A 22,318-nucleotide genomic window follows, 5' to 3' on the forward strand; every position below is an offset into this window, starting at 1 on the left:
CCTATTTTTCTTTCAAATAACCTGCTTTTGGTTCTACACCAAAGGCATCAGCTAACGCCCAGAGATTTTCATCGGTAATTGTCTGTCTCACTCCACCTTGCGCGCAGACGTACGTATAGATTTCCGCTGCTTTTTCCGCTGTTTCAATCAATCCAAAAACCTCATCCATATCTTTACCAGCTCCATAAATCCCATGCTGCGGCCATAAAACAAGGCGCGTTTCTTTCATTTTTGCTGCAGTTGCTTCACCGATTTCATTGGTTCCAGGTACTAGCCAAGGAATAATAGAAACGCCTTCCGGGAAAACAACTAAGCATTCTGTACACATTTGCCATAAGGTGCGGGTAAATGCTTTTTCATCCAGCTCATGTGTAAAGCTCATAGCCAACAAATGGCTGGCATGGTTGTGCATGATAATCCGATTGTCAGGATCAACTTCCAAACGAGCGATATGGCTCATGAAATGGCTGGGAAGCTCACTGGTTGGTACAGCATTGTTCTCTAAACCCCATAAGAGCTCTACAGCACTTCCGTCCTTGCTTACGCGCACCACACCTAAGTTTTCAGCAGGAGCATCGCAAACATTCTTGAAGTATTTCCCTGAACCTGTCACGATAAAATATTTGCCCGCCAGCTTACTGCCGTCAAAAATCATTGGGATTGTTCTAAGCACATTTTCCGGATTAAGAAAGGGTAGGATTTCTTCTTCTGTTAGCAGATAAGAAATATTTCCTCCGTTCCGTTCATCCCAGCCTAAGCGGTAAAGATTTGCCGTAGTTTTTGTCATTTCCTGCACAAAAGGTGCATGTAGCATATCCATTTTTTTCATCATTCTGTTTGTCTCTCCTTCGATTTTCCATTAATAAGCTTTTTTCTACGAAAAACGGCAGCTTTCTTTACCATTACCAGTCATTCTTTGACTCAATACGTCTTTTTCATACTGCTTAACTTCAGCAAGCCAGTCTAAATTTACAGGTACTCCATTTATTTCACAGTAATAATTCCAGACATCAGCGAATGGAAAATCCTTTAGTTCTTCAATCATCGCTAAACGAGTTGTATAATCTCCTGAATTTTCGATAGCCTTCAGCTCTTCGGTTGGTTCAAGCATTGCCTTCATAATCGCTTTTTGAGTATTTCTTGTACCAATCACCCAAGCTGCTATCCGGTTAATCGTTGCATCAAAGAAATCCAAGCCAATATTTGTTATTGGCAGCAAGTCGTTGCGAACCAGCTCTCTACCGATTTCCTGTAACTCGTCGTCCATAATGACCACATGATCACTGTCCCAGCGAATCGGACGGCTCACATGTAGAAGAATCCCTTTACTAAATAGAGACAAGGAAGACAGTTTATTGGAAATCACTTCCGTTGGATGGAAATGACCAGCATCCAAACAGACAAGCTTGTTTCTAGTTAACCCATAGCCCATATAAAATTCATGAGAACCAACCGTATAGGCTTCTGAACCAATCCCGAACAGTTTGCTTTCAACCGCATCCAGCGTATACTCTGTGCTTAGCTCTTCTGAAAAAATCTCATCAAGAGACTCCATCAATCTTCTTCTTGGCGCCAAACGGTCGATAGGGTTGTCTTTAAAGCCATCAGGAACCCAGAAATTATTTACACAAACCTGTCCCAGCTCTTTTCCAAAATATTCAGCAACCCTTCTTGAACGTTTTCCATGTTCAATCCAAAAATCGCGAACTTCCTTATCTGGTGATGCTAGAGTAAATCCATCCTTGTACATTGGATGAGAGAAAAAGGTCGGGTTAAAGTCCAATCCCAGCTTTTGCTCTTTAGCCCAAGAGACCCATTTTTCAAAATGCTTCGGCTCAATTTCATTTAAATCAACTGCTTCATCTGTATCAAGATAAATCGCATGCAGGTTTAGTTTATGATTCCCAGGAATCAGTCCATAAGCTTTTTCCAAATCCTGTCTCAGCTCATCCGGTGTACGTGCTGCCCCTGGATAGTTGCCGGTAACAGATATTCCTCCGGAGAGCTCCTCGTCACTTAGAAACCCTTTAACATCATCCCCCTGCCAAACATGCATGGAAATTTTTACGTCGTTCATTTTCTTCATTACTGCATCCGTGTCCACACCAACAGCAGCATATCGTTTCTTAGCATCTTCGTATCGTTGTTTTACATCAGTCATTTACTTTTTTGCTCCTTCTATCATAGATTTATATGCTTCAATAATTTGATTATCAAATGGCTCCGGCTGATGAATAGAAAAATCAAAGGATTTTTGAATCACCTTGCGGGCTTCTTCAAGATTGTTAAAAATTCCGGTAGCAATCATCTGCATTAGAATATTGCCAATGGCTGTTGCTTCGCCAGGGCCTGCTTCAACTGGAATGCCTGCTGCATTAGCAGTCAGCTGATTAAGAAATAGATTATTTGCACCGCCCCCGACAATATGAAGCTTATTGATTTTTTCTCCAGTTCCAGTCAAGCCTTCCATTTTTTCCAGCTCTACAGCATAGCAAAGGGCTAGATTATCGTAGATACATCTGGCCAATTCGCCGGCTGTTTCTGGAACCTTTTGATTCGTATTGCGGCAATAGCTTTGTAATGCTTCAATCATATTATCTGGATTTAGAAATACTGGGTCATTCACATCAATGAACTGCTGAAATCCAGGAGCCGCAGCAGCCTGCTCGGCAAGCTCCGCATAGCTATACTGATATTTCTGCATTCTTGCAACCTCCTGAATCAGCCACATTCCCATAATATTTTTCAAAAAGCGAATCGTGTTATGGGCGCCCCATTCATTTGTGTAGTTTTCAAAAAATGCTTGTCGGGAAACATTAAACAACGTTGTCTCGATTCCTAGAAGAGACCAGGTACCGCTGCTAATATATGCCCAGTTTTCCCCGCAGCCTGGAGTTCCGATGACTGCAGAAGCTGTGTCGTGTGTTGCTACAGTAATAAATGTGGCTTCCGGCAAATCCCTTGTTGGGAATTTTTCTTGCAAAAGAGTACCCAGTACTGTCCCAGCTTCTACTAATGGGGGCAGCTGTTCTTCTCTAAGACCAACCAGCTTTAACAATTCACCATCCCAATTTTTGCTTTCCGGATTTAAGAGCTGCATGGTTGAAGCGTTTGTCTTTTCTGTTACTGCCTTCCCAGTAAACACGTAGCCTATATAATCAGGAATCAGCAGCAGCTGGTGTGCCTCCCTCAGTTTTTGCTGGTCTTCTGCCAGCAGCTGAAAAATAGTGTTGAAGGGCTGAATCTGAATGCCGGTTTTCTCATAAAGCTTTTCTAAGGAATAGTGTCTGGTAAATTCCTGTACAGCGCCTTTCGTCCGATCATCCCGATAAGAAATAGGCGCCTCTTTTAAGCAGCCGTGCTTATCAATTAAACAATAATCAACCGCCCAAGTATCAATTCCCACATAGCATTTCTCTATACCGGATTGTTTGACTTTTTCCAACCCGTTAATTATTTCCTCTATCAGACGGTTGATTTCCCAGCGATCATGCCCATCTTTTTGGGAAAAGCCATTTTTAAAGCGATGAACCTCTTCTAAAGTAATCCGATCATCTAGCTCATAATTACTTTTCATCAGCCGACCGCTGGAAGCACCAATATCGACGGCAATATATGCTTCTTTCATTCTTCCACCTTCTATTACACTTTTTTGATATAAAAATAAAGCGATGTCATTTTTAGCAAAAATAGTTTATTTATTTGTTTACAAAGTAATAATAGTATCAAATCAATTCTTTTACATCACACAATTTTGATATATAATTGCACTATCTTGGTATATACATTTAAAGGAGGGAAATTAGCTATGTCCTATTGGGAAAATGCGAATCATTCATGGAGCCCTGACTCTACTCGATACATTAATACACCTGATCAGAAAAGCCGCGAGCTCTTCTATTATATTCAAGAAATCGGTCACTTTAAGGCTCATCAGCCCTACTTTACTGAACGAGCAAATCTCCCGTCTTTTTTAGTCAAATTTACACATTCTGGGGAAGGAAAACTAATCTATAAGAATCAACATTATATTTTGAAAAAGGGTGACGTTTTCTTTATCGACTGCCGTGAGTATCAGCACTATCAGACAACCAGCGACGAACCTTGGGAAATGGATTGGATTCATTTTTTTGGCGGAAATGCAGAGGCCTTCTATCAGGAATTTATGAAAAATGGCACAAATGTTTTTCACACAGAAATGACCACACTAACTAATCCTATTCATTTGATTATCAATCAGATGCTGCTAATACAAGAAAATCAGCACGCCCAGACGGATTATCAGGTTTCGGTTTTACTTCATCAGCTGTTAAACGAGCTTTTGCTTCAGAAAAATCAACTGGATTTTACCTATGAAGAAATTCCTGATCACGTACTTGCTATGAAGGATTTTCTGGATCAGTATTTTAAAGAGTTCATTTCCATGGAACAGCTGGAAAAGCTATTTCATGTCAACAAATACCAGTTGAACAAAGATTTTTCCCGCTATATTGGCCAACCGCCTATTAGCTATCAGATTAATAAGAAAATCTCTTATGCGAAAGATTTACTTCGCTATTCCAAGCAGTCCATCAAAGAAATTGCAATGGAAGTTGGCTTGGAAAACTTTGCTTATTTCAGTCGTTTGTTTAAAAAAAGAACTGGTCTTTCCCCCAGTAGCTACAGAAAAATCGGCTAGCGTTAAATGCTTTACCAGTTTCTCTATTATTTAAGGTTCTTATTTTTCGCAGTATTAGAGGAAGGTATCTTTCCAGTCACACTGACAAGGTAGAAAGAATCAGTTACTTTCAATCAGCCACCTAGATGACTCATATCGTTTCTTTTAATCAAAAAAGAGCTTAAAACAAAATCGGATTTTTGTTTTAAGCTCTACGCTGTTATTTAATTTTTAGTCTTACAAGCAGCTTTGATGTAAAACAGTTATTCAAACTAATACACTTATTTTCTTTCATTCATTAAAGCCTTTAAGGTCATTCCTCCACCAGCACCTATCAATACCATAATCAAGATATAAACATAAAGCGGTGTTGCCATTAAGCGAATATGCACGCTAGTAATAATACTAAAGACGATTAGAACAACACCTAAACCCATCAATAGCTTAGCTATCACCGATTTCATATTATAGAAAAACAAAACAATCCCGGCAATTAGCGGAATAACTACCAATCCGTTAGAAAAACCATACCGGCCAAATCTGAAAAAGTTCGTGCTATACCAAGAAGAACTTACATAGACTCGGTTAAACAGCATAAACAAACCAATCCCTAAAAGAATAATTCCGAAAAAAAAATTGCCGGTTTCATCTTTTTTTCTTTTTCCCACACTATTTTTCTTTTTCATTTTTACTCCTCCAACTCGATAACAAGAACCTCTTTATAAAATTAATATAGCATAGGCTATTTTTAAAGTAAACGAGGTTCCAGTTGGAAGTACGACAAAAGTATGAAACTAACTCTCTTGATTATAGATACTTAGTCAAGGGCAAAACAGAAATCCGGAGACCGCACTAATGAATTGAAACAGCTAGCCGGAAGCGACTCAGCTAAAATCGTGCCTATTCCATTCCTAAATAGCGTCAAACTCGCTGTATTCCTTATACTAACAGCGAGTAATTCCCTATTGCTTCTACAGCTGCTTCAATTCTTTACTGGCTCCTTCCTATTGGAGACAATCCTGTACTCGATAGAGATAAATCATTCCCATGACTCGACAAATGGTGTCTTTTGAAGGAACACCATTTTCCAAACTAATAAAGTGTTTCAAAATCGTTTTATTACGCAAAGCGAAAAAATGACTTTCTTCCCATTCGTTACAATTTACCAAGTAGCAAAAAAACAATCATCACACTAGCTGATAATGAATGAACCACCTTGCGTGCTTGACGAGAATCAGTGACTTGAGATGAAAAACAAAGAGGACCTTCATGAAAAAAGTGCCCTTCTACATTGAATTGATAGTTTCAGTCTAGTTCATTACTACCAACAGGAAAACAGATTCTTTCAATTTTCTCACTTTCTTTTTCCTTCATGAGTATGTCCTGGGTCGGAAGTTCGTTCGTCTAATGCTGAGCTATAATTTTTTACATTAGACTTCTCTATGAACTTTCTTTTTTGCCAAAATAAATCGACTACTATTAAAAACGTTTATCTGATCTAGTCCCTAGATATTTTTGAAGAGACTTTATTACTTGATTACACTGTAATTTATTTAAATTTGGCTATTAATTCTCTAGCTCTACTGATTTTCTCATTTTTTGTTTCTTCCAAAACAATATTTATCAAAGGTTTATGAGTATTAATAATCTCCAACATCCCTTCGATGTCCATCAAGCCTTCTCCTACAGCTGCTGGAATAACCTTTCCAGCTTCAATAACAAAATCTTTCAGGTGAATTGCAGCAATTTTTTCACCAAACAGCTCAAATGCCTGTTTTAAAATAGTGGTTTGCTGCTGATAGTTTGCAGCGGTAATCAAATTGGTCGCATCCAAAACAACACCCAAATAATCAGAATCAATTCGTTGTATCAGCTGATTCATACGCTCAACAGAGTAAATCGGATGGTTTAAACCCGGCTCGATTCCTACTAAAATACCGTACTTTTCTCCACACTTCACCAGCCGCTGAATCGATTCAACGGCTAATTCAAAAGCTTCTTCTGTAAAATTCTGTTCCGTAAAGACAATTTCTGGTAAGACATTCCCAGTTTCAGAAGCTACCATAGAAGCACCAAAGTATTTTGCATACTGTACGTAAGCTTCAAATTTCTGCAGAAGCTCCTCCCTTGTATCTTGATTAGGATGAATCATATTGATATAGCAGCTCAAAATGGCAATTTGAACACCACTTTTCATAAATTCATTTTTTATAAATGTTCCAAATCCTGGAGATAAGTTTTCCTTGCCGCTTGCTAATTTCGGAAACGACATACCTAATGCCAGTTGAACATTTTCTATGCCAGCTTCTTTAATTTTTGCCGGCAAATCTGTTATAGAGTACCCTCCTGTTAAATCATGGCCTCGAACTGTTAAATTATACAAATTAGTACCCTCACTTTATTAGTAAATTCTTTTATTGATTGCTTCATATACTTGAAAGCCTTGCATCACACGTAAAATAAAATTCGTGTTACCCAGAAAATAACCAGCGGGCATTATTTTAAATTGTCCACTGCTATAAATAAGAAACAGAGGATGTGACAGTTGCATGTCGCCATCCCCTAAAACAGTATTTCAGAAGCAGACTCTTTGGAAAAAAATCGAGTCCTATTGAAAATATGAAAAGCTCTACATAAGTCTCAATCATCCGCTACTCGATTCCCACGCAGCGTTTCTTGTTTTTTTACTCTCCATATCCTAATACTCCTGTCCAAACCTTTGCTTATTTTACAATTCAGATAATGCTTGCTCCCCCCTTCAATCTATAAAAACTGCCTTCTCTGGTTGTTTGTTGGTTTATCCAATCAAAAATTTGGGGTGATTAATTAGATAAACAGTGGTGAATGTGATTAAGAAGCGAGATTTGGCAGCCACATAACAACTTGCGGGAAATAGGTAATCAAGAAGAGTACCGCTAAAATTGCTAGATAAAATGGAATAAGCGGCTTGAGCATTTTTTCAGCCTTAACCCCGCCGACACTGGCTCCAACATACAGGCCGGTTCCTACAGGCGGTGTGATTGAGCCGACACACAGATTCATGATGGCAAAAAGTCCAAAATGAACAGGATCTACGCCAACACTGGTTACAACCGGCAGAAAAATTGGTGTGAAAATCAAGATTGCCGGACCTACATCCATAAACATTCCAACTAATAACAATACAATATTTACCAGCAGCAGTACTAACAGTTTATTTGTTGTCAGACCTAAAATCGCTGCACTAATTGCTTGAGGAATGCCGGTAAAAGCCATTGCAAAAGACATCATTGAAGATGTTGCCAATAAGAAAGCAATCGTTCCTGTTGTTAACACCGCATCCTTTAGCATTTTAGGAATGTCTTTCACCGTTACTGTTTTGTAGAAAAACATCGCAATGAGTAATGAATAGGCAACCGCAATTGCTGACGCTTCGATTGCTGTAAACAAACCTGTTAGGATTCCGCCGATAATAATAACAATCAGCATCACACTTGGCAGCGCTTCTTTCAGCACTGTGCCAACTGCTCCAATTTCAGAACGAGTAACTGTTTTATAGTTGTTTTTCTTAGCATGGATAAATGCAACAATCATAATTCCGATGCACCATAGAGCACCTACCAGATAACCGCCGAGAAACAATGAGGAAATCGATGCACCACTGGCAACCAGTGAATACATGATAAATGCTGTACTGGGCGGGATAACCATGCCTGTTGGTGCAGAAGCAATGTTCACTGCTGTTGCAAACTTCCGGTCATACCCAGCCTTTACCTGCTGAGGAATCAACACTCCGCCAATGGCTGTTGAAGCAGCAATCGCTGAGCTTGACATTGAACCGAACAACGCATTCCCTAAAACATTCGTATGTGCTAAACCTCCTGGCACCCGACCGACAAACAACATGGCAAAATTAACGAGCTTTTCCGCTATTCCGCCACCATTCATAATAATTCCCGAGAGAACAAAGAACGGTATTGCGACCAACGAAAAGCTATTTAGACTGGACACCATTTTTTGAGCAGAAGTAAATACTGCAATATCAAATGGAACAACTAACAATAATGTGGCTATAGAAGAAACGGCGATACTGATTGCAATCGGCATTCCTAATATCAGCAGTATGGCAAAAACGATAAATAGTATTAAACCAGCTTCCAACGCCATCTTTTATTCCCCCTCCTGAACACTTTCTTCTACTGGTTTTTCCAGTAGATTCAATAAGCTGTAAATAAACATAATCACTCCCGATATTGGAACTGCCAGATAGACATAGCCCATCGGAATAGAAAGCGATGGCGAAATTTGTCCCATAGTTACTGTTACAGCTTTCCAGCCGCCGAATACCATGATAACTGCAGCAAACAACAAGAATAAAATTTGTACAACAATTTCTAAAAGACGTTTGTTGCCGCCCTTCAAATGATCACTTAGCAGCGTTACTGCTAAATGACTTCTTTTTCCCACTACATAAGCAGAGGCCAGCATCGACAGCCAAACTAGACCAAATCGAACAAACTCTTCGGTAATTGTATTAGGATTATTCAGTACAGTTCTGGCAAATACTTGATAGAGAACGACTAAAATCATAACTGCCAGCAGCACAGCTCCGAAAACCTCTAAACATTTATCTAAAATATTCCTTACCGTTTTCATAGTGACCTCCTAGTTCATTTCGTCTGCTACAGCACGAATTTTCTCGTATAAATCGCTGTAGTTTTTATCATTTTTGAATTGATCATGAAGCGGCTGAACGGCTTCCTGGAAAGGCGCACTGTCTACATCGTTATAAACCACACCATACTCTTCCTCGGCAATTTTTTTCTCTTCCTCAACCGCCTTTTTAAATACTTCTTTTTCAAATTCAGTGGATTCTTTAGCAGCCTCAACAACTGCTTCATACTGCGCATCTGTAAGACGTTCTTTCACATCATCATTCATGATTACAATATCCGGTACGCGAGTATGCTCATCATAAGAGTAATACTTCGCAACGCCGCCGTGTCCTGCCGTATATAGTACGAACTCATTATTTTCGGCGCCATTAATTAAGTTTGACTGCAATGAAGTATAAACTTCCGAACTGCCCATAGGAACGGGTGATCCGCCTAAGAGCTCCACCATCTTAATCGCTGTTTCACTTTGCATCACTCGAATCTTTTTCCCTTTTAAATCCTCAGGTGTATTCACAGGACCGCCTGTCATATAAAAGCTTCGCTGACCAGAGTCATAGTAGGTTAGACCAATGAATCCTAAGTCTTCAGTTGAGTGATAAATCTCATCCATGATTTCCTGATTCTCCATCACTTCAAAAAAGTGCTCTTCATTATCAAAGATGTAAGGTACAGCAAAGATTGAATAATCCTTTGAAAAGCTTTCCAGTGCAGAACCGCTAACCTTTGTAAAATCAATTCCGCCCGTTTGAGTCAGTTCAATCAGCTCAGTTTCCCCACCTAGCTGGCCATCGGGAAAATACTCAATACTTACTTCTCCGTTTGTTTTTTCTTCAACTAAGCGGCCAAATTCCTGCATAGAATCGATAACCGGCTGGCTGTTACTGGCATAAGCATACCGCAGCACAACCTTTCCATCGTCAGCTGCTTCGGATTGACTACAGCCGCTTAATGCTATCAGACCAGCTGTTGACAGCAGCAGCCCCGTAATAAGATGTTTCATTTTCATCATTTTTCCTCCTGTTTTTAGCAATAAGAAACAAGCAGTTCTGTCAGACACAGAATCGTCAATGACTGTCCATAAGGCATTGCTGTCATACCAATGTTGCGGTAGAAGTCCAAATCATCACCCATCCCTGTTCCGATTGAAACATGCTGAACTTCTCCTTTTTCATCAATCTCTTCTAATAGACCAGCCATCGCTTTATAAGCAACCGCTTCATAGTCACTGCTGATATAGCGTTTATGAACAGCTTTCAAAATACCATATGCAAAGCCGGCAGTCGCAGAGGATTCCAGATACGAATCAGGATCATTCAGCAATGTATGCCACAGTCCTGACTCATGCTGGTAGTCTGCAAGAGATGCTACCTGAGCGTTTAGTGTATTAATTAGGAAGGCTCTTAATCCATCTCCTTCAGGAAGCTCTAAAATTTCAATAATTTCAGGAATTGCAATCGTAATCCAGCAGTTACCTCTGGCCCACAATGCTTCGGCATAGTTATGATTGCCTTCAAAAGTCCATCCGTGATACCAAAGGCCAGTCTTTTTATCCATCAAATATTTGATGTGAATCAGAAACTGGTGCCTTGCCTCTTCCAAATAATGAGGGCGATTTAAGAGCTTACCAATTTTCGCCAGCGGCAGAACAGTCATCATCAACGTATCATCCCAAAGCTGATTAGTATTTGGGGGACCATAAGTCGCATGCTGCAGTCCGTTTTCGTTTGTTCTAGGCATATCATGCATGACCCATTCCGCCCATTGCTCCAAGTAAGGAACGTATTTAGGATCTTTCGTATCCTCATAGAGATAAGCCATCGTCAGCAGCGGAGCCATTGTGTTGACATTTTTAGGCGGTGCTCCTTCTTTCATGCGGGCATCAAACCAATCATTTACAACTTGTAAAGCCTTTTCATTTTTAGTAATCCGATAGTTCTTATACATCCCATACAAACCGACACCTTGAGGCCAGTTCCAAATTGTCCAGCTCTTATCGTCAACCTTCAATCCATCAAAATCCAATAGGAATTCTCCACTGTTATCTTTAATAGTTGTCAGATTTTCAATCATCAAATCAATTTTTTCTTCAACCGTTTCTTTCGGTACAAATAATTCCTGTTTAATAATCATCGCTGCATTAACTCCTTTTCGATTCTTTATTCTATTATTACTCGAGTTTTTTCAAAGCGCTTTCAACACTAGGTATGTACTTAGTTTAACAAGTCAGTAAAATTATTTATATAATAAAAATTGCTAAATTACTGTCAAAAATTGCATATAAAGCCTTTTCAGTGTATTTTTAGTGTATTATAGAAGCGGATACATTTTTGAAATAAGGGGGAGTTCATTTTGACAGACTCTAAATTGCTCAATACTTCACTAGTAAATTCGATGATTTCCAATGACTATGAAGTCTTTCATGTTAAGGATTTTGTCATCCAAGAGAAAACGCTTTATCATTACCATGATTTTTATGAGATTCATTGTACCTTAATGGGTACAGCCGAATTTTATTTGGATGGTCAACAGTATCTTTTAAAACCAGGTTCGGTAATTTTTATCCATAACCTGGACCTTCACCGCATCGTCAAACAGAACTCTGATTTTTTTGAAAGAGTTTATATGTTTATTACGCCAAGCTTTCTAAAAAAACGCTCTAGTAAATATACGAATTTGGAGCGCTGTTTTCATCCAACTGGCCGTACAAAGAGCAAAATTATTCAGACTGATCCGGAAAAGCTGCGTTATTATCTTTCACTGATTGAAGCACCAGCAGATAAGAAAGAATATGGATTAGATTTAATGTATGAACAACAGTTTGTAAACTTTCTCGTTTATTTGAACAAGCTGGTAATGAATGAGGAAAAAGAGGTTCAACCAAAACAGGCCACGGAGAATACCTTGATTGAAGACTTAATGAATTATGTCTCAGAAAATCTCAGCGAGCCTCTAACCTTGGACGATGTAGCAAAAGAATTTTTTGTCAGTAAATATTATATTTCCCGTACCTTTAAAAGCAGCACAGGTTTCACCTTTCATAATTATGTCTTAAAAAAGAAATTGCTCTATGCCAAGCAATTGTTAGTGACTTATAAGAATTCTAATGAGATTTATCTGCAGTGCGGCTTCAAATCTTATCCTCATTTTCTTAAATGCTTCAAAAAAGAATTTGGTATGACACCAAAAGAATTTTTGAAAAAGCATCATACTCAGGAAGTTGTGTTTTTTGATCATCATCAAGCATAATTAAGGTTAAAACAAGAGATTGCTTTCGGCATATATGAAAGTCTCTGTGAATAGGAAGGATCGTTTTAGATAAATAAAAAGAATTCATAGAAATGATTGCTCAGATTTCTGTGAATCCCTTTTATTTTGTTGTGGAGTCTGTTTCTTCATTTATACGTTTACTTAGCTTCTTAATGGATAAAAAATTTACTGCTGCTGCTCTTTTTTAGACAGAATATCTATCTAAAGGAGTAGTTCTATAAAAAAACAGAGCTGTTTATTCCCTTCATTCACGCATATGAAAGGACAGCTCTGTCGATTTTATTTACTTAGGAATTTTTTTAGTTTCAGAAACATATTACTTAGAAAACCATTCATACATATTTTCTTTTACTTAGGTGATTAAAAGCTGATTATGGTTGTTTACCAATGTAAGCTAGAATACCGCCGTCTACATACAAAATGTGTCCGTTAACAAAGTCAGAGGCTTTCGATGCTAGGAATACAGCAGGCCCCGCAAGATCATCTGGTGTACCCCAGCGAGCTGCCGGCGTCCGGCCAACGATAAATTGGTCGAAAGGATGACGAGAACCATCCGCTTGCTCCTCACGCAACGGTGCTGTTTGCGGTGTTGCAATATAGCCTGGACCAATGCCGTTACATTGAATATTATACTCACCATACTCAGAAGCAATATTCTTTGTCAACATTTTCAGGCCGCCTTTAGCAGCTGCATACGCACTAACTGTTTCCCGACCTAACTCACTCATCATTGAGCAGATGTTGATAATCTTGCCGCTGTTTTGCTCCATCATTCCTGGAAGAACAGCTTTAGACATAATGAAAGGACCATTCAAATCAATATCAATGACTTGACGAAAATCTGCAGCTTCCATTTCATGCATTGGTGTACGCTTAATGATACCAGCGTTGTTTACCAGAATATCGATAACGCCAACTTCTTCTTTAATTTGTTTAACCATTGCCTGAACCTGTTCTTCATTGGTTACATCGCAAACATAACCTTTTGCATCGATTCCGACTTTTTTATAATTTTCAATCCCGTCATTAACTGATTTTTCATCAATATTGTTAAACACGATTGTAGCACCTGCTGCAGCTAAAGAGCTGGCAATCTCAAACCCGATACCATATACTGCCCCAGTAACTAAAGCAATTTTCCCATCTAATCTGAAGCTGTCCATCTTAAAATCCATAATTTCATCTGCCTCTTTTCTTTTTTATTAAAGGGAGCAAACTAAGTGCTCCATTATTTCTATCTGTTTAAAACTTTAAATACATTGCTTTAGCAGCCAGTTGACTATTTTAATTGATCCATCGGCACCATATCCATGTCAGTATATGTGATATTTTCGCCACACATTGCCCAAATAAATGAATAGTTACTAGTTCCAACACCAGAATGAATAGACCAGCTTGGTGAAATTGCTGCCTGCTCATTGTCCATCACTAAATGTTTTGTTTCATCTGGTTTGCCCATCATATGAAAGACACGTGTGTCCTGCTCCATATCAAAATACACATAAGCTTCCATCCGTCTTTCATGGGTATGACACGGCATTGTATTCCAAGAACTACCTGGTTCTAAAATCGTATACCCCATTTGAAGCTGACAGCTTTCGCAGACATTTGGGTGAATGTATTGATAAATTTTACGTTCATTTAGTGTTAGCGGCTCACCAGTTTCCATTGGTTTAATGTCATCAATACTAATTTTCACATTAGGATATTTGTGATGTGCCGGTACACAGCTGATATAGAATTTTGCAGGATTGGCAGCATCCTCAGAAGAAAAGACAACATGGCGAGTTTCTTTTCCAATATAATAGCCATCTTGTTTCTTCATTGATTCTTTTGCGCCATCGATTTCAATAAAACCTGGTCCGCCAATATTGATTACCCCTAATTCACGGCGTTCAAGAAAATAATCCACGCCTAGCTCTTTATCCAGTTTAATTTCCAAAGCTGCATTCGTTGGCGTTACTCCACCAAAAATCATTCGGTCATTATGGGTATAAGTCAGACTGATTTCACCAGGAACAAACACCTTCTCTACTAAAAATTCATCTCTCAGCTGTTCAGTAGAATAATGACGAATATCCTCCGGGCTATGAGTATAACGAGTTTCCATATTTTGCATGTTTCATGCTCCTTCCTTTAATTAGCAGCATTCAATCTTTTGAAAGAAAAAATGCTTAGTTATTTTATCGAACAATTTTACCTGAACCTGCCGCAAGAAAGCTTTCAACCTCTTCACAGCTAAATTGATTGCAGTCGCCGTGAACCGTATGCTTCAATGCTGAAGCAGCTGTAGCAAAACGAATCACCTGCTGATAGTCGTAGCTGCTTAGCAGCCCATGGAGAACCCCGCCTGCAAAAGCATCTCCTCCACCAACCCGATCGATAATTGGATTGATTTGGTGGCATTGGGATTCATAGTAGGTTCCAGCTGCCCAAAGAGTTCCTATCAACTCGTTGGCACTTGCTGAATGGACTTTTCGTCTGGTGGAATAAAAAACAGAAATGTTGGGATATTTTTCCTGCATACTTCGATAGTAGTAAATGGTTTCTTCCTCATCAGCAGTTTTATCATATGCTGGAATTTCCAGAAAATGCTGAGCATCCAGATTCCCGGCAGAACAATAATCTACATATGGCAGGATTTGACGAATCGTTTCACCAGCTTCTTCTCTGCTCCACAGCTTTCCTCGATAATTCACATCAAAGCTAATTTTACAACCAGCATTTTTAGCACTAGTAATTAGTTCAAGAGTTAATTGCTTCCATGAATCAGAAAGTGCAGGCGTAATGCCTGATACATGAAAAATGTCTACACCATCAAACAATTTCTGCAAATCCCATTCACTGGTTTCCATCGTTGCGAAGCTCGACCCGGCACGATCGTAAATCACACTGGCAGCCCGTTCTCCTGCTCCTGATTCTAAGTAGTAGGTTCCCAGTCGGGCACCACCGCTCAGTAATGCCGAGGTATCTACTCCATAACGATTAAGGTGTTTTTTTACTGCTTCACCCAGTCCATTTGCCGGAACTTTGCTGGCAAATGAAACCTGATGTCCATAATTAGCCAATGAAACAGCAACATTCGCTTCTCCGCCACCATAATGAGCAGAAAATCCTTCGCTTTGTGCGATGCGAATCCCACCATCAGTAGACAAGCGCAGCATGATTTCTCCTAGGGTTACAACTTTTCCCATAGCTATGCTCCTTTGATTTCGTGATATTTCGCCATATACTCAGCAGCAACTTCTGTTACCTTTTCAAAATCACCTGTCGCAGCTGGTGCCAGCAAATTACCGCCAACCCCTACTGTCACTACTCCAGCCTTAAACCAGTCTGCCATATTCTCAAGACTAACTCCGCCTGTCGGCATGATATTAAGATGAGGCATTGGTGCCTTAAATGCAGAAATGATACTCGGTCCATAAGCACTTCCAGGAAACAGCTTGATAATATCTACACCGCTCTTCAGGGCTTCCTTCATTTCGGTAATTGTCATGCAGCCTGGCAAATAAGGGATTTGATAAAGATTACAGATTTCTGCAGTCTCGCGGTCAAAAGAGGGGCTTACAATATAGTCAGCTCCAGCCATGATTGCCAAGCGGGCAGTTACCGCATCAAGAACCGTTCCAGCTCCAATCACAACCTTTGGCGAATCCTTATAATGGTCTGACAGCTCTCTAATCACTTCATCTGCACGTGGAACAGTAAAGGTCAGCTCCAAACCGTACATACCACCTTTGACAATTGCGTGACTTGCTTTAATTGCTTCTTCTTTTGTCTTTCCTCGAACAACAGCAATTACACCTGCATTTTCTAAACGTTGAAGAATGTTAACTCTTTTCAAAACAACCACTCTTTTCTTATTTGGAAATTATATTTTATTATTAGGAAATTCTTACTTTCATTATACATAGAAAAAAAGAAAATGCAAACGTTTTTTATACAGATTTCTTATAAAAAATTTTTATCCCGCTATTTTACAGCTGCTTAAAAACAATAAAATAGAGAGGGAGATTTTGACGTCTCTCCCTCTCTATACTCTATTTTCCTTTTAACACTCGCTCCAAGGCATCCTTTGTTTGTAAAACTGCTTGAATAATCATTTGTTTTGCTTCTTCATTTAAGCGGTATTTCGGCATACTAACACTGAAGGCTCCGATAATCTGCTGCTCCTTTTCAAGAGAAGCACCAATACAAAAAATATCCATTTCCATTTCTTCATCATCAAAAGCGATACCTGAACGCCGAACCTCATCCAGCTCTTTCACTAATCTTAAAGGATTAGTAATTGTATTTTCCGTATATGGCGTCAGTACATGATCAGACAAATAGCTTTGAAAGTCCTCATCGGAAAATTTCGCCAGTACTGCTTTCCCCATTGCTGAGCTGTACAACGGACGAGTAATCCCGACTTTAGAAGACATGCGAATCGTTTGATGCTTAGGCTCCAGCTTGTTGATATATAATATCTCATTATCATTTAGTATCCCTAAATGAATCGTTTCATCAATTGTCGCCTGCAGCTTTTCAAGATAAGGCAAAGTGATTTCTGCCAGATCCAGCTGCTCCAATCTTTGGTTTGCATAGCGTATCAGCTTAGAACCTAGACGATAGCTTTTATCTTCATTTTTCTGAACATAACCAATCAGCACTAGGGTATCTAATATTTTGATTGTTGTTGAAGCTGTCATTTCAGTATTTTTGGCAATTTCCTGCAGTGAGTGATTGGGATTTTCTGCCAGATAATCCATAATTTTTGCCGCTTTAATCAGTACAGTTCCATAAGGTTTCGCTTCGCTCATCAGCCTCACCCTTTCTATATAAGAAATTATATAATATAAATAGGAAAATGCAACTATTTATTTTTTTATTATAAACGCCCGCTCTTTTAAACCTCGTTTTGCTAAAAAAAGACTAGAACAATAGTCATGCTGACTATGCTCCAGTCCTTAAAAGCTGAATAAACGATACTACTATTTAGCGTATGAATAAAACTCAATCATCCACAAGCGACAAGTCGAAACGTCCTTCAAGTAAAGAATAAACATCTAACTTCGCTTTATTCTTCCTCTTCAGGATATTCGTCTTCTTCCTCATCATCAAAATCACTGTCTACATCTTCATCATCGATGATTGTCAGATCTTCTTCAATACTGGATAAGTCATCATCTGCATCCTCATCCGCTCCGATTTCCTGAAGATCACTATTGTAGGCTTTGATTTCTTCATCGTCCTCTTCTTCTTCATCCTCATATAAAATATCGATATCATCATCGTCATCTGCAGTTAATTCCGCATCTTCCGGATCGTCATCATTATAGTCGATGGCATCTTCATCATTTGTATCCATGATAAATGCATTGACTTTCTTGCGTTTTCTACGACGTGGTTTATCTTCCTCATCTTCATCCAAGCCATGTGTTACTTCTTCATCGATTGAATCAATTGGATACCATGAACGAAGACCCCATTGGTTGTCGCCTAGAGAGATGAAACTTCCATCAATATTCAAGTCAGTATAAAATTGCGCAAGAGAATCACGAATATCGCTATCAGACTTTTCAAGATAGTTTTGGATTTCATTAGCCAAGTCGGAAAAATCCATGACATCTCCTTTTTGTTCCAAAATTGCGTGAGCAACTTCAATCATGGACAACTCGTTTTTATTCAATCCTTCAAATACATTAATTTCCAAGCGGTACACGTCCTTTCACAGTCTACTCTTTATCATACAAAAACAAGCAAAAAAAAGCAATTGATTCTTTAAGAATTACGCAGTAAATTCCAATTCTAAATGATACTCGCCAATTTTTGCATTTTGAGAAGATAAATCATAGTCAATAACAATTGAACCGGAAATTGGCTGGTCCTTTAAGCTGAACCTCAAATTATGCGTATAAGTCGTAATTTGGAATAGTCCGTACGGGGTACGATAAGCTGTTTCTAAATGTTCACGATAGCCGAATTTCAAACGCATGCGCAAGTCTCCAGCGCGAATCAGCTGGATTTTGCCATCTGGTTCTACTTTGATTGTCACAGGGACTTGCTCGCCATCCTCTTGTTCTTCCTTATAACGGATATAAAGCGTATCACCAATTTTAACCATTTGACCAGTTAAATCAAAGTAAAAATTCTTTTTTTCCCCTTCCTGGGTTACCTCTGTTTTCAATTGAATCGAAATATCTGTTCCTTGCTTTAAATCCATAAGAAACACTCCTCCAGTACGATGATTAAGCATATTATTTCTTAAGCAGATAGGTTTGAGACTCTTGAACTTGCTTATCTGCCTTACTAAAGCGTGCTTTCAAACTGATAGACTCTAGCTTCAGCCCACTTAGTTCTTTACACAAGAAACACCTTAATCTCTAAATTTTATAAAATCAATCATTTTATGCGTATATTTATTTTATAACCAGAACAAAGTAAAATGCAACTTTTTCTCTACGACAACAGTAATTCAGCGGTGGTCTGATTAGTTACTAATATTGAACAGTAGTTTCCGATTAACAAAGGACGAATACTCTCGGCTTTTTCCTTTCCGCTTCCGATGACCATCACCCGAGAAATATTAGCCAAATCCTCGACCTTGATGCCAAGCATCCGCTCGCTAATAGTATTGTTCACTGTCTGACCATTTTTGTCAAATAAGGAGGCTACTGCATCTCCCTTGACGCCGTCTTCTGTTATCTTATTGATATCCTCTTTGGTGAAATATCCCAGCTGATTCCAAGTAGAATGCTTAATCGGATTGCCCACACCGATAATCGCCAAGTCTACTTTTTTGGCAAAATCCATTGCGGTGTTCAGCAGCCTGCTCTGATTCAGACTTTCTGCCAGTTCTCTGCTTTCTGCTAAAGCCGGGATATAGGCATACTGACAGCGGCTGTTCAGCTTTTCCGATAGCTGGAAAGCCAAGTGATTGGTGTCATAGTATAAATGCTCGCTGGAGACACCTCCAACTAGTGGACAAACGTTCACTGTAGGAAAAGAATAGAAGGGCAGCGCATCAATCATATCTGCCAGCGTCGTTCCCCAAGACAGCCCAATCGACATGTGCTCTGTCAAGATGCTTCCCAGATAATCAGCGGCTGCTTCACTAACCTTCTGCTTTATTTTAAGTGCAGGAGTGTATTCGTTATCCGGCACCACAATAACCTCATCCAAGCCGTAGTATTCCTCCAGCTTCAAACTAAGCTTGACAGCATAGGCAGAATCATCTCGAATTGAGATTTTTATCATTCCCTCTTCTCTTGCCTGCTGCAGCATTTTAGAAATAACCGGTCGTGAGATTGCCATCTTTTTTGCAATCTCCGCTTGCGTTAAACCAGAATCATAATACAGCGTGACAATCTTCAACAGTTTCCTGCGGTCTTCACTAAGTTTCATTCGATTCCGCCGCTTTCCTTCATCATTTTCTGAATTTCATTTACCAAGGTTTCCACTTGGGGAACAGCTCTTTGTTCCAGCTTCTGCTGTGCAGGCATTGGCACAAACTCGCCGCCTAAGCGGACAATAGGATAAAGCAACTCACGGCTGATTTTTGACTCGGCAATAACGGCGGTGAGTTCCGCACTAAAACCGCTGTTTTTCACAGCCTCTGTTACAACCAGTACACGGCGTGTTTTCATAACTGAAGAAAGAATCGTTTCTTTATCCAATGGTACCAAAGTTCTCGGATCAACGACCTCGATTTGAATCCCTTCCTTAGCCAGCTGTTCTGCGGCTGTCAGGGCCTTATCCACCATGATTCCTGTTGCAACTACAGTCACATCCTGTCCTTGCCTCTTAACATCTGCTACGCCAATCGGCAGGCTGTACTTTTGTTTTGGCACAGCCATGGCTGTTTTATACAATAATTTATGTTCATAAAACATCACTGGATTATTGTCTTCAATCGCTGCGTGAAGCAGTCCTTTTGCATCATACGCATTAGAAGGCTGAATCACTTTTAAGCCAGGAATATGTGCCATCCAGTTTTCCAGACTTTGCGAGTGTTGTGCTGCCGCTCCTGTACCTGAACCGCCTGCTGTCCTCATCACCATAGGTACAGAGGCTTTACCGCCATACATATAATGAATTTTAGCAGCCTGATTGACCAGCTGATCAATTGCCACTGTGATGAAATCAGAGAACTGCAGCTCCATTACTGGACGCATGCCAGTCATTGCAGCACCGACAGCGGCTCCTGCGATGGCACTCTCAGAAATAGGTGTATCCCGCACTCGTTCAGGTCCGTATTTTTCCTGAAGTCCCTTGGTCGCTCCAAATCCGCCACCGTATACGCCAATGTCTTCTCCCAGAAGAAATACTGTTTCATCCAGCGCTAACGCTTCATCCAACGCTTCATTGACAGCATCAAGATAGGTTATCTCTCTCATTTTCCAATCGTTCCTTCCTGATAGACGTCTTGCCATAACTCATTCAAGTCAGGCTCTGGATCTGCTGCTACTGAACGAATCATCTCATCCGTCTCCTTTTGCACCGAAGCTTGAATCCCGCGTAATTCAGCTAGACTAGCTGCTTTCTCTTTTAATAAATAGTTTTCCATCCGTAAAATCGGATCGTGATTTTCCATCCAATAGCGGCATTCTTCTTCTGAACGGTAAACAAGCTTATCTGATTTAGAATGCCCTTTATAGCGATAGGTAATCGCTTCAATTAAGGTCGGTCCCTTGCCGCTACGGGCCTTTTCAATTGCGCTTTTAACTGTCCGGCTCACTTCAAATAAGTCGTTCCCATTAATCGTGAGTCCCTCTATTCCGTAACTTTCTGCACGTGCTGACAATCTGTCTACATTTACCATTTGCTTAATAGAGCTGCTCATTCCATATTGATTGTTTTCAATTAGATAAATAACCGGCAGATTCCAAATAGAGGCTAGATTCAGTGCTTCATGAAAGCTGCCTTCATTTGTGGCACCGTCACCAGCGTAGCATAGAACAACTTGGTTAGTTTTATTCATCACAGCACTAAGAGCCGCCCCGGCTGCAATCGGAAAATTCCCTCCGACGATTCCGTTTGAGCCAAGATTTCCCACCGCTAAATCAGCGATATGCATACTGCCGCCTTTTCCGTTATTTGTCCCAGTTGCTTTCCCCAGCATTTCGGCCAACATTGCACGGCGGTCCGTTCCTTTGGCAATAGCATGTCCATGATTGCGGTGAGTAGAAAGCATCCAGTCATCCTGACGTAAGATACCGGCACCGCCAACGGCGGTGGCCTCCTGACCGATACAAAGATGCATCGTACCATACATCTGTCCGCTGTCAAAAAGCTGTTGAACAGCCTCCTCAAATATTCGTATCTCCCACATCTTCCGATAGCTTTCTAAACTGCCGTTTGAAAGAACTGTTGATGTTTCTGACTGATCGATTGGATGAATCATACCTATCCCCTTATTCTTTATGTATTTTATTTATCTGAATTTTTGCAAAGATCTTCATTTTATGAGCAGCGGCTTTTGTCCATAGCCTAAACAAAGAAACGCATTCTTAATACAACTCCTTTATGGAATGTATACATGCCTGAATAACAGCCATTGCTCTTTTAGCTGACGCTTAGCTATTAACCACATCTTTACATTTGTTCTAGAGTAAATCATATGTAAACAGTTTAGCTGTTTCTCACTATTCTGGCAAGACTACTGGAAAAATTCTCTATTTATCTTAAGAAAAATAAAAGTTTCTTTATACTTTTACTACAAGACTTTTGCTATAAATAGTTTATAATAGAAATCGGG

At 39.7% G+C, this 22,318-nt stretch carries 22 protein-coding genes; 2 read left to right on the forward strand and 20 right to left on the reverse strand.

The genetic code is table 11. The features are described 5' to 3' along the window. Position 1 precedes the first annotated feature (1 nt). Genes rhaD through rhaB form a run of 3 tightly spaced genes read right to left on the reverse strand, consistent with a single transcriptional unit; the run spans position 2 to position 3,628 of the window. The gene (gene rhaD / locus ACYSNQ_RS04955) at positions 2 to 829 is read right to left on the reverse strand and encodes a rhamnulose-1-phosphate aldolase (protein ID WP_426081811.1); all 828 of its coding nucleotides are present in this window, start codon (positions 827 to 829) and stop codon (positions 2 to 4) included. Positions 830 to 874: 45 nt separating this feature from the next. Further along, the gene (gene rhaA, locus ACYSNQ_RS04960; protein ID WP_426081714.1) at positions 875 to 2,161 is read right to left on the reverse strand and encodes an L-rhamnose isomerase; all 1,287 of its coding nucleotides are present in this window, start codon (positions 2,159 to 2,161) and stop codon (positions 875 to 877) included. Beyond that, positions 2,162 to 3,628, reverse strand: a complete 1,467-nt coding sequence (gene rhaB, locus ACYSNQ_RS04965; protein WP_426081715.1) for a rhamnulokinase — start codon at positions 3,626 to 3,628, stop codon at positions 2,162 to 2,164. 180 nt (positions 3,629 to 3,808) lie between these two features. Between rhaB and ACYSNQ_RS04970 the strand changes: the two genes are divergently transcribed. Next, positions 3,809 to 4,678 carry a helix-turn-helix domain-containing protein gene (locus ACYSNQ_RS04970; RefSeq protein WP_426081716.1) on the forward strand — a complete coding sequence of 290 codons (870 nt, stop codon included), beginning with the start codon at positions 3,809 to 3,811 and terminating at the stop codon, positions 4,676 to 4,678. Between the two features lie 260 nt (positions 4,679 to 4,938). Here the strand turns inward: ACYSNQ_RS04970 and ACYSNQ_RS04975 are convergent, their stop codons facing one another. The 7 genes from ACYSNQ_RS04975 to bglB form a co-directional block, all read right to left on the reverse strand. Continuing rightward, on the reverse strand, positions 4,939 to 5,343 hold the full coding sequence (locus ACYSNQ_RS04975) for a hypothetical protein (RefSeq protein ID WP_426081717.1): 405 nt from the start codon (positions 5,341 to 5,343) through the stop codon (positions 4,939 to 4,941). A 318-nt stretch (positions 5,344 to 5,661) separates the two neighbouring features. Further along, positions 5,662 to 5,841, reverse strand: a complete 180-nt coding sequence (locus ACYSNQ_RS04980; RefSeq protein ID WP_426081718.1) for a transposase family protein — start codon at positions 5,839 to 5,841, stop codon at positions 5,662 to 5,664. A 365-nt stretch (positions 5,842 to 6,206) separates the two neighbouring features. Further along, positions 6,207 to 7,040 carry a sugar phosphate isomerase/epimerase family protein gene (locus ACYSNQ_RS04985; RefSeq protein WP_426081719.1) on the reverse strand — a complete coding sequence of 278 codons (834 nt, stop codon included), beginning with the start codon at positions 7,038 to 7,040 and terminating at the stop codon, positions 6,207 to 6,209. Between the two features lie 467 nt (positions 7,041 to 7,507). Next, the gene (locus tag ACYSNQ_RS04990; protein ID WP_426081720.1) at positions 7,508 to 8,803 is read right to left on the reverse strand and encodes a TRAP transporter large permease; all 1,296 of its coding nucleotides are present in this window, start codon (positions 8,801 to 8,803) and stop codon (positions 7,508 to 7,510) included. 3 nt (positions 8,804 to 8,806) lie between these two features. Beyond that, complete coding sequence (locus ACYSNQ_RS04995; RefSeq protein WP_426081721.1) at positions 8,807 to 9,292, reverse strand: TRAP transporter small permease; 486 nt, start codon at positions 9,290 to 9,292, stop codon at positions 8,807 to 8,809. A 9-nt stretch (positions 9,293 to 9,301) separates the two neighbouring features. After that, complete coding sequence (locus ACYSNQ_RS05000) at positions 9,302 to 10,318, reverse strand: TRAP transporter substrate-binding protein (protein WP_426081722.1); 1,017 nt, start codon at positions 10,316 to 10,318, stop codon at positions 9,302 to 9,304. A gap of 17 nt (positions 10,319 to 10,335) precedes the next feature. Then, on the reverse strand, positions 10,336 to 11,442 hold the full coding sequence (gene bglB, locus ACYSNQ_RS05005) for a beta-galactosidase BglB (RefSeq protein WP_426081724.1): 1,107 nt from the start codon (positions 11,440 to 11,442) through the stop codon (positions 10,336 to 10,338). Between the two features lie 261 nt (positions 11,443 to 11,703). On the opposite strand from bglB, the gene ACYSNQ_RS05010 reads away from it, so the two are divergent. Continuing rightward, positions 11,704 to 12,558 (forward strand): AraC family transcriptional regulator, encoded by an 855-nt coding sequence (locus ACYSNQ_RS05010; RefSeq protein WP_426081812.1) that lies wholly within the window; start codon positions 11,704 to 11,706, stop codon positions 12,556 to 12,558. 392 nt (positions 12,559 to 12,950) lie between these two features. Here ACYSNQ_RS05010 and ACYSNQ_RS05015 read toward each other — a convergent pair whose 3' ends face one another. From ACYSNQ_RS05015 to ACYSNQ_RS05060, 10 genes are all read right to left on the reverse strand, one after another. Beyond that, positions 12,951 to 13,754, reverse strand: a complete 804-nt coding sequence (locus ACYSNQ_RS05015; RefSeq protein ID WP_426081725.1) for a gluconate 5-dehydrogenase — start codon at positions 13,752 to 13,754, stop codon at positions 12,951 to 12,953. Positions 13,755 to 13,858: 104 nt separating this feature from the next. Beyond that, positions 13,859 to 14,698, reverse strand: coding sequence for a 5-dehydro-4-deoxy-D-glucuronate isomerase (gene kduI, locus ACYSNQ_RS05020; RefSeq protein WP_426081726.1), 840 nt, complete (start codon positions 14,696 to 14,698; stop codon positions 13,859 to 13,861). Positions 14,699 to 14,762: 64 nt separating this feature from the next. Continuing rightward, on the reverse strand, positions 14,763 to 15,773 hold the full coding sequence (locus ACYSNQ_RS05025; protein ID WP_426081727.1) for a PfkB family carbohydrate kinase: 1,011 nt from the start codon (positions 15,771 to 15,773) through the stop codon (positions 14,763 to 14,765). Between the two features lie 2 nt (positions 15,774 to 15,775). Further along, positions 15,776 to 16,423, reverse strand: coding sequence for a bifunctional 4-hydroxy-2-oxoglutarate aldolase/2-dehydro-3-deoxy-phosphogluconate aldolase (locus ACYSNQ_RS05030; protein ID WP_426081728.1), 648 nt, complete (start codon positions 16,421 to 16,423; stop codon positions 15,776 to 15,778). 196 nt (positions 16,424 to 16,619) lie between these two features. Further along, on the reverse strand, positions 16,620 to 17,381 hold the full coding sequence (locus ACYSNQ_RS05035; RefSeq protein WP_426081730.1) for an IclR family transcriptional regulator: 762 nt from the start codon (positions 17,379 to 17,381) through the stop codon (positions 16,620 to 16,622). Between the two features lie 257 nt (positions 17,382 to 17,638). Next, positions 17,639 to 18,274 (reverse strand): DNA-directed RNA polymerase subunit delta, encoded by a 636-nt coding sequence (gene rpoE, locus ACYSNQ_RS05040; RefSeq protein WP_426081732.1) that lies wholly within the window; start codon positions 18,272 to 18,274, stop codon positions 17,639 to 17,641. Between the two features lie 75 nt (positions 18,275 to 18,349). Then, positions 18,350 to 18,784 carry a YwiB family protein gene (locus ACYSNQ_RS05045; RefSeq protein WP_426081733.1) on the reverse strand — a complete coding sequence of 145 codons (435 nt, stop codon included), beginning with the start codon at positions 18,782 to 18,784 and terminating at the stop codon, positions 18,350 to 18,352. A gap of 236 nt (positions 18,785 to 19,020) precedes the next feature. Next, positions 19,021 to 19,965 carry a sugar-binding transcriptional regulator gene (locus tag ACYSNQ_RS05050; protein ID WP_426081734.1) on the reverse strand — a complete coding sequence of 315 codons (945 nt, stop codon included), beginning with the start codon at positions 19,963 to 19,965 and terminating at the stop codon, positions 19,021 to 19,023. Next, positions 19,962 to 20,957 (reverse strand): alpha-ketoacid dehydrogenase subunit beta, encoded by a 996-nt coding sequence (locus tag ACYSNQ_RS05055; protein ID WP_426081735.1) that lies wholly within the window; start codon positions 20,955 to 20,957, stop codon positions 19,962 to 19,964. The genes ACYSNQ_RS05050 and ACYSNQ_RS05055 overlap by 4 nt, the downstream gene beginning before the upstream one ends. After that, positions 20,954 to 21,964 (reverse strand): thiamine pyrophosphate-dependent dehydrogenase E1 component subunit alpha, encoded by a 1,011-nt coding sequence (locus ACYSNQ_RS05060; protein ID WP_426081736.1) that lies wholly within the window; start codon positions 21,962 to 21,964, stop codon positions 20,954 to 20,956. Before ACYSNQ_RS05060 ends, ACYSNQ_RS05055 begins: the two co-directional genes overlap by 4 nt. Positions 21,965 to 22,318: the final 354 nt, after the last annotated feature.

It is taken from the genome of Enterococcus sp. LJL51, assembly GCF_054871795.1.

What these genes read in the sequence shown, in the direction of transcription:
- ACYSNQ_RS05000 (WP_426081722.1), bottom strand. Translation starts at nt 10,318, where the DNA reads ATGAAAATGAAACATCTTATTACGGGGCTGCTGCTGTCAACAGCTGGT.
- ACYSNQ_RS05055 (WP_426081735.1), bottom strand. Translation starts at nt 20,957, where the DNA reads ATGAGAGAGATAACCTATCTTGATGCTGTCAATGAAGCGTTGGATGAA.
- ACYSNQ_RS04995 (WP_426081721.1), bottom strand. Translation starts at nt 9,292, where the DNA reads ATGAAAACGGTAAGGAATATTTTAGATAAATGTTTAGAGGTTTTCGGA.
- bglB (WP_426081724.1), bottom strand. Translation starts at nt 11,442, where the DNA reads ATGATTATTAAACAGGAATTATTTGTACCGAAAGAAACGGTTGAAGAA.
- ACYSNQ_RS05045 (WP_426081733.1), bottom strand. Translation starts at nt 18,784, where the DNA reads ATGGATTTAAAGCAAGGAACAGATATTTCGATTCAATTGAAAACAGAG.
- kduI (WP_426081726.1), bottom strand. Translation starts at nt 14,698, where the DNA reads ATGCAAAATATGGAAACTCGTTATACTCATAGCCCGGAGGATATTCGT.
- ACYSNQ_RS04990 (WP_426081720.1), bottom strand. Translation starts at nt 8,803, where the DNA reads ATGGCGTTGGAAGCTGGTTTAATACTATTTATCGTTTTTGCCATACTG.
- ACYSNQ_RS04975 (WP_426081717.1), bottom strand. Translation starts at nt 5,343, where the DNA reads ATGAAAAAGAAAAATAGTGTGGGAAAAAGAAAAAAAGATGAAACCGGC.
- ACYSNQ_RS05010 (WP_426081812.1), top strand. Translation starts at nt 11,704, where the DNA reads ATGATTTCCAATGACTATGAAGTCTTTCATGTTAAGGATTTTGTCATC.
- ACYSNQ_RS05060 (WP_426081736.1), bottom strand. Translation starts at nt 21,964, where the DNA reads ATGATTCATCCAATCGATCAGTCAGAAACATCAACAGTTCTTTCAAAC.
- ACYSNQ_RS04970 (WP_426081716.1), top strand. Translation starts at nt 3,809, where the DNA reads ATGTCCTATTGGGAAAATGCGAATCATTCATGGAGCCCTGACTCTACT.
- ACYSNQ_RS05025 (WP_426081727.1), bottom strand. Translation starts at nt 15,773, where the DNA reads ATGGGAAAAGTTGTAACCCTAGGAGAAATCATGCTGCGCTTGTCTACT.
- rhaD (WP_426081811.1), bottom strand. Translation starts at nt 829, where the DNA reads ATGAAAAAAATGGATATGCTACATGCACCTTTTGTGCAGGAAATGACA.
- rhaA (WP_426081714.1), bottom strand. Translation starts at nt 2,161, where the DNA reads ATGACTGATGTAAAACAACGATACGAAGATGCTAAGAAACGATATGCT.
- ACYSNQ_RS05050 (WP_426081734.1), bottom strand. Translation starts at nt 19,965, where the DNA reads ATGAAACTTAGTGAAGACCGCAGGAAACTGTTGAAGATTGTCACGCTG.
- ACYSNQ_RS05035 (WP_426081730.1), bottom strand. Translation starts at nt 17,381, where the DNA reads ATGAGCGAAGCGAAACCTTATGGAACTGTACTGATTAAAGCGGCAAAA.
- rhaB (WP_426081715.1), bottom strand. Translation starts at nt 3,628, where the DNA reads ATGAAAGAAGCATATATTGCCGTCGATATTGGTGCTTCCAGCGGTCGG.
- ACYSNQ_RS05015 (WP_426081725.1), bottom strand. Translation starts at nt 13,754, where the DNA reads ATGGATTTTAAGATGGACAGCTTCAGATTAGATGGGAAAATTGCTTTA.